Genomic DNA, 10,511 nt, shown 5'->3' on the forward strand with positions numbered 1-10,511 from the left:
GGCGCCGCCCTCACCCGCGCCTACGTCGAGCAGGACCTGCACGAGATCTACGGGGGCGAGGTCCGCTACGCCCGCGACGCCTTCGAGGGCCTGCGTCTGATGGACGCCCTCATCGGCGTCAAGCGCGGCGTCCCCGGCGCCCAGCTGCCCGAACTGAAGCAGCGCCGAGTACGGGCGACGGCCGCGGCCACCGTGGTCGAGGAACGCCCGGAGGAGGGCCACGTCCGCTCCGACGTCGCCACCGACAACCCCGTCCCCACGCCCCCGTTCCGAGGCACCCGCGTAATCAAGGGCATTCAGCTCAAGGAGTACGCGACCTGGCTCGACGAGGGCGCCCTGTTCAAGGGCCAGTGGGGGCTCAAGCAGGCCCGCACCGGCGACGGACCGACCTACGAGGAACTCGTCGAGACCGAGGGCCGGCCCCGGCTGCGCGGCCTGCTCGACAAGCTGCAGACCGACAACCTCCTCGAAGCGGCCGTCGTCTACGGCTACTTCCCCTGCGTCTCCAAGGACGACGACCTGATCATCCTGGACGACGACGGCAACGAGCGGACCCGGTTCTCCTTCCCGCGCCAGCGCCGCGGCCGACGGCTGTGCCTGGCCGACTTCTTCCGCCCGGAGGAGTCCGGTGAGACGGACGTCGTCGGCCTCCAGGTCGTCACCGTCGGCTCCCGCATCGGCGAGGAGACCGCCAAGCTCTTCGAGTCCAACTCCTACCGCGATTACCTCGAACTGCACGGCCTGTCCGTGCAGTTGGCCGAGGCACTCGCCGAGTACTGGCACGCCCGCGTGCGCTCGGAGCTGGGCTTCGCCGGGGAGGACCCGGCTGTGATCGAGGACATGTTCGACCTCAAGTACCGGGGCGCCCGCTTCTCCCTCGGCTACGGCGCCTGTCCCGATCTGGAGGACCGCGCCAAGATCGCGGAGCTGCTGGAGCCCGAGCGGATCGGCGTACAGCTCTCGGAGGAGTTCCAGCTCCACCCCGAGCAGTCCACGGACGCGATCGTGATCCACCACCCCGAGGCGAAGTACTTCAACGCGCGATAGCGCTCCGCCGGGGGAGCCGTTATTCATCTGCGGGTCTCTTGGCTGGTCGCGCCTACGCAGGTGGAGCCGCACATCGAATGCAGCCCCGCGCCCCTTCGGGCGCGGTACGGCCTGACCGAAGGGCACTTCCCCGCGCGGCGTCGTAGACTGGTCGGTCCACCGCAGGCCGGTTCCCCACCCGGGAACCGGCCTGCTCGTCCCACAAGGAGGTGCGCCGGATGACCACGACGATCCCCGCGCTAGGAACCCGTACGGCCGAAGGCTCCGCACTGCAGGCCGTGCTCCTCGACATGGACGGCACCCTGGTGGACACCGAGGGCTTCTGGTGGGACGTGGAGGTCGAGATCTTCGCCGGCCTCGGCCACACCCTCGACGACTCCTGGCGTCATGTCGTGGTCGGCGGTCCCATGAGCCGCAGCGCGGGCTTCCTGATCGAGGCCACCGGCGCCGACATCACCCTCCCCGAGCTGAGCGTGCTGCTCAACGACGGCTTCGAGGCCCGTATCGGGCGCGCGCTTCCACTGATGCCCGGCGCGTCCAGACTCCTCGCCGAACTCGCCGCGCACGGCGTCCCCACCGCCCTGGTCTCCGCCTCGCACCGGCGCATCATCGACCGCGTCCTGACCTCCCTCGGCCCCCAGTACTTCGCGCTGACCGTCGCGGGCGACGAGGTCGAGCGGACCAAGCCGTTCCCCGACCCCTACCTCCTCGCCGCCTCCAGCCTCGGCGCGGATCCGGCCCGGTGCGCGGTCATCGAGGACACCGCGACCGGTGTCGCCGCCGCTGAGGCCGCCGGCTGCCATGTGGTCGCCGTCCCGTCCGTGGCCCCCATCGCCCCAGCCGCCCGGCGCACCGTGGTGACCTCGCTGGAAGAGGTCGACCTGCCCTTCCTTCGCGGCCTGATGGTGATCTGACGGCACCCGACGACGGAAATGCGCTGACCCGCGCACTCAACGTGAGCAATTGAAAGCGCAAGAAATTCCAAGATCACTCACAGGGTCCCGGCCGGGAAATTCAGTCGGTCGCAATGACTGAATTCCCGCGCCTGGGAACCCCTTTCAGGCTGTGACGTTTACCACTCGAAAGGGGCTCCCGGGTGGCTCCCGGCCGCGTCCGAGCCCCGTATTCAGAGGTGTTCAGCATGCCTTTGTGTCCTGATTGGTGAAGGGTGCACCAAACATTCCGTGCGTGCTACACCGTTTGTGTCCACACCCGGTTTCGCAGCGTGATGGGAACTCAACTCCGGTGTGTACGGGCCCCTCTGGCGGTGCGGGCTAATCTCGACGCGAGAACATCGCCGTACTTCCCGTGACGCGCTCGCACAACCCCGCCAGCACCCGTCCCGGACCACAGCTCTGGAGAAACTCGAGCATGAACCGCAAGACCTTGGTGCTGCCGGCCGTAATCGGTCTGCTCACCCCGGTACTCGCCGCCTGCGGTGCCACCGACAGCGCGGGTGGCAGCGGTGACGCGATCGTCGTCGGCACCACCGACCGGTTCACCGCCTCGAAGGAGGCCCCGGCCCCCATCGACCCCGCCTACGCCTACGACGTCGGCACCTGGAACATCCTCCGGCAGACCGTCCAGACCCTCCTGGTCCAGCCCCGCGGCGACGGCGAACCGGAACCCGAGGCCGCCTCCAGCTGCGCCTTCACCGACACCGGCAACGAGCGCTATGCCTGCAAACTGCGCGACGGCCTGAAGTTCGCGGGCGGCGACCCGGTCACCGCCGAGGACGTGAAGTTCTCCATCGACCGCGCCCGCTCCATCAAGGCCGACAGCGGTGTCTTCGCCCTGCTGTCGACCATCGACCTCGTCGAGACCAAGGGCGACAAAGAGGTGATCTTCCACCTCAACAGCCCCGACGCGACCCTCCCGTACAAGCTGTCCACCCCCGTCGCCGGCATCGTCAACCCGGCCGACTACGACAAGGGCAGGCTGCGCGACGGCTTCGAAATCGACGGCTCCGGCCCGTACACCCTGGACGCCGAGGTCGAGAACAACGAGCTGGTCAAGGCCGTCTTCACCAAGAACCCCAACTACAAGGGGCAGTTGGACCCGAAGAACGACAGGGTCGAGCTGCGCTCCTTCGCGAACGCCGACGCCATGGGCACCGCCCTGAAGGACGGCGACATCGACCTGATGACCCGCACCATGACACCGGAGCAGATCAACAAGCTCTCCGAGTCCGCCGACAGCGACATCGACGTGATCGAGTCCGCCGGCCTGGAGATCCGCTACCTCGCCTTCAACACCGACGCCTCGCCGGTCAAGAGCACGGCCGTCCGCCGGGCCATGGCCGAGGTCATCGACCGGGGCGAACTCGTCTCCAAGGTGTACGGCGCCCAGGCCGAACCCCTCTTCTCGCTGGTCCCGGCCGGCATCACCGGTCACTCCAACTCGTTCTTCAACAAGTACGGAGACCCGGACGTCACCAAGGCGAAGTCGACCCTGCAGGCCGCCGGCGTCACCACACCGGTGAAGCTGACACTCCACTACACGACCGACCACTACGGCGCGGCCACGGAGAAGGAGTTCGAGCTGCTGAAGAAGCAGCTCAACGACAGCGGCCTGTTCGACGTGACCATCAAGGGCACCCCCTGGTCCACGTTCCGCCCCGCCGAGCAGGAGGGCGAGTACGCGGTCTACGGCATGGGCTGGTTCCCGGACTTCCCCGACGCCGACAACTACCTCGCGCCCTTCCTCGACAAGGACAACTTCCTCGGCTCGCCGTACGCGAACAGCGAGATCCGCACCAAGCTGATCCCCGAGTCCCGCCGCGCGGCCGACCGCCTCACCGCCTCGGAGAGCCTCACCGGCATCCAGGCCATCGTCGCCGACGACGTGCCGATCCTGCCGCTTTGGCAGGGCAACCAGTACGTCGCCGCCCGCGACGACATCACCGGCGCCGAGTACGCCCTCAACGCCGCCTCGACGCTCCAGCTCTGGGAGCTGGGCCGCGGCAGAGGCAACTGACCTGACCTCACCCCCGCCCCGGGCGAGGCCGACCGGCCTCGGGGGAGCCCGGAGCGTGCCCGCAATGCACCCGACGACACAAGGCACTCATACGTGAACATGCGCACCCAGTGGCCCGTCCTGACCATCGCGACAGGGCTTGCCGCCGGCCTGCTGACCGGTTGCGGCTCCGATTCGGGGGGATCCGGGGCCTCCGGTTCCAACGTCGTGATGGGGATGTCCGACGACGTCCTCGCCACCGACCCCGCCTCCGGCTACGACCCCGGGTCCTGGCTCCTCTTCAACAACGTGTTCCAGTCGTTGCTGAGCTTCCCCAACGGCGCCACCGAGCCCGAACCCGACCTCGCCGAGGAGTGCTCCTTCGCGGACAATGGCACCACGGCCTACGAGTGCACCCTCAAGGACGGCCTGAAGTTCAGCAACGGTGAGGCGCTCACCGCGAAGGACATCAAGTTCTCCTTCGACCGCATGCTGAAGATCAACGACGACGCCGGCCCCGCGATCATGTTCCCCATGCTCGACAAGGTCGAGACCCCGGACGACAAGACCGTCCGCTTCGACCTCAAGTACGCCGACGCCACCTTCCCCAGCAAGATAGCCTCCGGCGCCGGATCGATCGTCGACGAGAGCTCCTACGACGCCGACGGGCTCCGCAAGGACGGCGAGGCGGTCGGCTCCGGCCCGTACAAGCTGGAGTCCTTCGGCGAGGACGAGGCCGCCTTCACCGTCAACGAGAACTATCAGGGCACCGCCGACGTCGAGAACACCGGCGTCACCCTCAAGTTCTTCCACGGCGACCAGGACGCCCTGAAGAAGGCTCTGCTGGAGGGCGACCTCGACGTCACCTACCGCGGCCTCAGCGCCTCCGACATCTCCGACATCGAGACCGACACCTCCACCGCCAGCGGCGTCGACATCGTCGACGGCACCGGCGCCGAGGTCCAGCACCTCGTCTTCAACATGGACGACCCGGTCACCGGCAAGCTCGGCGTCCGCCAGGCCATCGCCTACCTCCTCGACCGCGAGGCCCTCGTCGACGAGGTCTACCAGGGCACCGCCACGCCGCTGTACTCGATCATCCCGGCCGGCATCACCGGCCACAACACGGCCTTCTTCGACACCTACGGCGCCCGCCCCTCCAAGGACAAGGCCGAGGCCGCGCTGCGCGCCGACGGAATCAACGACAAGGTCGAACTGACCCTCTGGTCCACGCCGTCGCGCTACGGCCCCTCCACCGACCAGGAGTTGGAGGCCATCGCCCAACAGCTCAACGACAGCGGACTGTTCGACGCCAACGTGGAATCCGTCGCCTTCGGCCAGTACGAGAAGGACATCGCCGCCGGCAAGTACGGCGTGTACGTGAAGGGCTGGGTCCCCGACTACCCGGACCCCGACAACTTCACCGGCCCCTTCTTCGGCAAGGGCAACGTGCTGGGCAACAACTACACCAACGACACCATCACCGGTGAACTCCTCACGAAGACCGCCGCCGAGAGCGAGCGCTCCTCCACGGAGAAGGAGTACGCCGAACTGCAGAACATCGTCGCCACCGACATCCCCCTCATCCCCATCTGGCAGGCCAAGCAGTACGCCGTCGTCCGCGACGACGTCTACGGCCTGGAGTACTGCCTGGACGCGTCGACCGTCTTCCGCTTCTGGGAGATCAGCAAGGACTGACGCGAGACAGCCACACACGACGAGGGCGCCCTCTGCACAGGAAGAGGGCGCCCTCGGCGCGTAGTACGGTGCTCGGTTTCTACTGCGCGCCGGGACGCACCAGCCCGCTCTCGTACGCGTACACCGCGGCCTGCACCCGGTCGCGCAGCCCCAGCTTGGTCAGCACATGACCCACATGCGTCTTGACCGTGGTCTCGCTGACGAACAGATCGGCGGCGATCTCCGCGTTCGACAGACCCCGGGCCACCAGCTTCAGCACCTCGACCTCACGGTCGGTCAGCGTGTGCAGCGCGTCCGGCACCGGCTCGTCGCCCGACGGCAGATGCACCGCGTACTTGTCGAGGAGCCGGCGCGTGATGCTCGGCGCGAGCATCGCCTCCCCGCCCGCGACCACCCGGATCGCCTGCACCAGCTCGTTGGCCGGGGCGTCCTTGAGCAGGAACCCGCTGGCACCCGCCCGCAGCGCCTCCACCACGTACTCGTCCAGGTCGAACGTGGTCAGCACCAGCACCTTCGCCGGACCGTCCCGCCCGGGCCCGGTGATCTGCCGCGTCGCCTCCACCCCGTCCATCCGGGGCATCCGGATGTCCATCAGAACCACATCGGGCTGCAGCGCCCGCACCTGGTCGAGCGCCTGCAGGCCGTCTCCGGCCTCCCCGACAACCGCGAGGTCCTGCTCCGCCTCCAAAATCATCCGGAACCCGGTACGCAGCAGCGGCTGGTCGTCGACCAGTAGGACGCGGATGGCCACGAAAGTCTCCTTCGGCTAGTCCGGGCCCATTCTGCCCTGCCTGTCGTCGGCCGACTCGGGTGACCTCACCTGGAGGGGGTACGGCGGGGGAGTACCGCCGAATTCCGGACATACCGACTGGTGGTCGCACCAACCGCACAGCTTGGTCGGCCGGGGCCGCCAGTCGCCGCTCTCCGTGGCCAGCCGGATCGCCTCCCACAGCGCGAGCAGTTTGCGTTCCACCCGCTCCAGATCCGCGATCACGGGGTCGTACGTCAGCACATCCCCACTGCCCAGATAGACGAGCTGGAGCCGACGCGGCACCACCTGCTTCAGCCGCCACACCACCAGGGCGTAGAACTTCATCTGGAACAGCGCGCCCTCGGCGTACTCGGGTCGCGGCGCCTTGCCCGTCTTGTAGTCGACGATCCGCACCTCACCGGTGGGCGCCACATCCACCCGGTCGATGATCCCGCGCAGCCTGAGCCCGGAGTCCAGCTCCGCCTCCACGAACAACTCCCGCTCGGCCGGCTCCAGACGCGTCGGGTCCTCCAGCGTGAACCAGCGCTCCACCAGCCGCTCGGCCTCCGCCAGCCAGCGCGCCAGCCGCTCACCCTCCGCGTCGTCCGCGAACAGTTCCACGACCTCCGGCCTGCTCTCCCGCAGCCGGTCCCACTGCCCGGGCACCAGCGACCTGGCCCGCGGCGCCGTCCGCTCGGCCGCCGGCGCGTCGAAGAGTCTCTCCAGCACCGCGTGCACCAGCGTGCCGCGCGTCGCCGCCTCGCTCGGCTTCTCGGGCAGCCGGTCGATCACCCGGAACCGGTACAGCAGCGGGCACTGCATGAAGTCACTGGCGCGCGACGGCGACAGCGAGGCAGGCGGCGTGGCGGCCCGCACGGCAGGACGACCATCCCCGCCGCCCGCGGGAGCGGCGGCGGTGCCGTCGGTGCTGGTTTCCATGACCCCAGACCATACGGCCCACCACTGACAGTGACAGCCACGGGCCCGTACGACCGCCCACCGACACCGCACACGTCGACACCTGTGTGCCTCGTGCGACGCGGGGGAAAACACGAGGGGGTGCCGGAGCGGAACGCGCCCCGGCGACCGCATAGCATCGACCGCAGACCCTTCCGCCCGGCCACCGGGCGCGGAAGACGCTTCGAACGAGGGGACATCGTGGAGACGAGCGGCGGGAGCGGGCAGCCGCGGTCCGACAGCGACGCGGCGCCCGAGCACGCACCGCGCGACACGACCGGGACACCGGCGGAGAACGGCGTCCCCACCCCGGCCGCGACCCACCGCGACCCCGGCGACGCCGCCGGCACTTCCACGACGGGATCCGAGGCCCCCCGAGCGGCTGACGCTCCCGAGGAGACCGGCGACTCCGAAGCGCCGGGCGGATCCCAGCACTCCGGCGACTCCAACGAGCAGGGCGCCGCCGAGGGGCAGGGTGCCGCGGGGGAGCGGGGCGCCGCTGAGCAACACGGTGCCGTCGAGGACTCCGCCGTTGCCAAGGCCCCCGGCGACTCCGAGGCCGCGAAGCCGTCCGAAACCCCCGTGCACGAGCCGTCGGCGGGCCCGGCGGACCAACCGTCGACAGACTCGGTGAACCAGCCGTCGGCAGCTCCCGCGGCCCGACCGCCGTCGGACCCGCTGAACAATCCGTCGGCAGACGCGGCGAACCAACCGTCGGCGGACACCGTGAACGACCCGTCGGCGAACCAGCCGAGCAAGCCCTCGGCGGACTCATCGACCCCGCCCACCCCGCCCGACATGCACAAGGCGCCGACGGACGAACCCGAGCGCACAGCGGAGTCCGCACGCCCCCACGCCCACTCGGACGCCGCACCCAAGCCCCCCGAGCGCGCCAAGGAACCCGGCGGCGGCATCCTCATGGGCCGCCCCTTCGGCGTGCCCGTGTACGTCGCCCCCAGCTGGTTCCTCGTAGCCGCCCTGATCACCTGGGTCTTCGGCGGCCAGCTCGACCGCGTCCTGCCCGAACTCGGCGCCGCCCGCTACCTCGTCGCCCTGTTCTTCGCGGTCGCCTTCTACGCCTCCGTACTCGTCCACGAACTCGCCCACACCGTCGCCGCCCTGCGCTACAAGCTGCCGGTGCGCCGCATCCAGCTCCAGTTCTTCGGCGGCGTCTCGGAGATCGAGAAGGAGTCCGAGACCCCGGGCCGCGAGTTCGTCCTGGCCTTCGTGGGCCCCCTGCTCTCCCTGATCCTCGCGGGCATCTTCTACGTCGCCCTGCTGGCCGTCGAGCCGGGCACCGTCCCCGGCGTCCTGCTCGCCGGCCTGATGATCTCCAACCTGATCGTCGCCGCCTTCAACCTGCTCCCCGGACTGCCCCTCGACGGCGGCCGTATGCTCCGCGCCGTCATCTGGAAGATCACCGGCAAGCCGATGAGCGGCACGATCGCCGCCGCCTGGGTAGGCCGCGCCCTCGCCGTCTCCGTCCTCATCGGACTGCCGCTGCTCACCCAGTCCGGCCTGCTCGGCTCGGCCGCCGAGGACAGCGTCGGCATGGACACCGTCCTGGACGCCCTGCTCGCCGCGATCCTCGCCGCGATCATCTGGACCGGCGCCGGCAACAGCCTCCGCATGGCCCGCCTGCGCGAACACCTGCCCGAGCTCCAGGCCCGCACCCTCACCCGCCGCGCGGTCCCCGTCGAGACCGACACCCCCCTCTCCGAGGCCCTGCGCCGCGCCAACGAAGCCGGCGCCCGCGCCCTCGTCGTCGTCGACCCCGAGGGCGAACCCGTCTCCCTCGTCCGCGAGGCCGCCATCGTCGGCGTCCCCGAACACCGTCGCCCCTGGGTGGCCGTCAGCGGCCTCGCCCAGGACCTCACCGACGGCATGCGAGTCTCCGCGGAACTGGCGGGCGAAGCCCTCCTGGACGCCCTCCGCGCGGCCCCCGCCACCGAATACCTGGTCGTGGAGCAGTCGGGCGAGATCTACGGCGTACTCTCGGCGGCGGACGTGGAACGAGCCTTCGTCAAGGCGATGGCAAGGCCCAGCTGAGCGCCCCGAAAGGGGCGCGGGGAACTGCGGGACGAGCCACGACGAACCCGCGGTGTTCCCACTGCCCCAGCGCACCGAGACCGTGGTCGGCGCGCCCCCCGGGGACCGGTACGCTGTTCACATGTCCGAACCGACCGGTGCCGCCCGCCGTCGCGGGCCCTTCAAGGTCGGGGACCAGGTCCAGCTCACCGACCCCAAGGGACGCCACTACACGTTCACGCTCGAAGAGGGAAAGAACTTCCACACCCACAAGGGTTCCTTCCCGCACGACGAGCTGATCGGCGCTCCCGAGGGCAGTGTTGTCCGCACCACGGGGAACGTCGCCTACCTGGCGCTACGCCCCCTGCTCCCCGACTACGTCCTGTCCATGCCCCGCGGCGCCGCCGTGGTCTACCCCAAGGACGCGGGGCAGATCCTCGCCTTCGCCGACATCTTCCCCGGCGCCCGCGTCGTCGAGGCCGGCGTCGGCTCCGGCTCACTCAGCAGCTTCCTGCTGCGCGCCATCGGCGACCAGGGCATGCTGCACAGCTACGAGCGCCGCGAAGACTTCGCCGAGATCGCTCAGGCCAACGTGGAGCGCTACTTCGGCGGCCCCCACCCCGCGTGGCAGCTCACCGTCGGCGACCTCCAGGACAACCTCAGCGACACCGAGGTCGACCGCGTCATCCTCGACATGCTCGCCCCCTGGGAGTGCCTGGAGGCCGTCTCCAAGGCCCTCGTCCCCGGCGGCATCGTCTGCTGCTACGTGGCGACCACCACCCAGCTCGCCCGGACCGTCGAGTCCATCCGCGAGATCGGCTGCTTCAACGAGCCCAGCGCCTGGGAGTCGATGATCCGCAACTGGCACATCGAAGGCCTGGCCGTCCGCCCCGACCACCGGATGATCGGCCACACCGGCTTCCTGCTCACCGCCCGCCGCCTCGCCGACGGCGTCGAGCCCCCCATGCGCCGCCGCCGACCCGCCAAGGGCGCGTACGGCGAGGACTACTCCGGCCCCAACGCCGACGGCGGCACCCCGCGCTGACCCGCCGCCCCACCCCGTACGCCGCCGCCC

The 10,511-nt window shown here is 69.8% G+C and carries 8 protein-coding genes; 6 read left to right on the forward strand and 2 right to left on the reverse strand.

The annotated features are described in order from the left end of the window. From ACFU53_RS42900 to ACFU53_RS42915, 4 genes are all read left to right on the forward strand, one after another. On the forward strand, positions 1-1,047 hold a 1,047-nt coding region (locus tag ACFU53_RS42900), incomplete at its 5' end, for a vitamin B12 dependent-methionine synthase activation domain-containing protein (protein ID WP_384005213.1). Between the two features lie 218 nt (positions 1,048-1,265). Further along, complete coding sequence (locus ACFU53_RS42905) at positions 1,266-1,961, forward strand: HAD family hydrolase (RefSeq protein ID WP_384005214.1); 696 nt, start codon at positions 1,266-1,268, stop codon at positions 1,959-1,961. A 457-nt stretch (positions 1,962-2,418) separates the two neighbouring features. Then, the gene (locus ACFU53_RS42910; protein WP_384005215.1) at positions 2,419-4,023 is read left to right on the forward strand and encodes an ABC transporter substrate-binding protein; all 1,605 of its coding nucleotides are present in this window, start codon (positions 2,419-2,421) and stop codon (positions 4,021-4,023) included. 93 nt (positions 4,024-4,116) lie between these two features. Then, positions 4,117-5,700 carry an ABC transporter substrate-binding protein gene (locus ACFU53_RS42915; protein ID WP_384005216.1) on the forward strand — a complete coding sequence of 528 codons (1,584 nt, stop codon included), beginning with the start codon at positions 4,117-4,119 and terminating at the stop codon, positions 5,698-5,700. Positions 5,701-5,779: 79 nt separating this feature from the next. Here the strand turns inward: ACFU53_RS42915 and ACFU53_RS42920 are convergent, their stop codons facing one another. Beyond that, positions 5,780-6,451, reverse strand: a complete 672-nt coding sequence (locus ACFU53_RS42920; RefSeq protein ID WP_384005217.1) for a response regulator — start codon at positions 6,449-6,451, stop codon at positions 5,780-5,782. A 15-nt stretch (positions 6,452-6,466) separates the two neighbouring features. Beyond that, complete coding sequence (locus tag ACFU53_RS42925; protein ID WP_384005218.1) at positions 6,467-7,390, reverse strand: RecB family exonuclease; 924 nt, start codon at positions 7,388-7,390, stop codon at positions 6,467-6,469. 219 nt (positions 7,391-7,609) lie between these two features. Here ACFU53_RS42925 and ACFU53_RS42930 point away from each other — a divergent pair, with 219 nt between their 5' ends. Next, on the forward strand, positions 7,610-9,457 hold the full coding sequence (locus tag ACFU53_RS42930; RefSeq protein ID WP_384005219.1) for a site-2 protease family protein: 1,848 nt from the start codon (positions 7,610-7,612) through the stop codon (positions 9,455-9,457). 121 nt (positions 9,458-9,578) lie between these two features. Further along, positions 9,579-10,481, forward strand: coding sequence for a tRNA (adenine-N1)-methyltransferase (locus ACFU53_RS42935; protein WP_384005220.1), 903 nt, complete (start codon positions 9,579-9,581; stop codon positions 10,479-10,481). The last annotated feature ends 30 nt before the right edge of the window (positions 10,482-10,511 follow it).

The organism is Streptomyces sp. NPDC057474 (assembly GCF_042802555.1).
Taxonomy (GTDB): Bacteria; Actinomycetota; Actinomycetes; order Streptomycetales; family Streptomycetaceae; genus Streptomyces.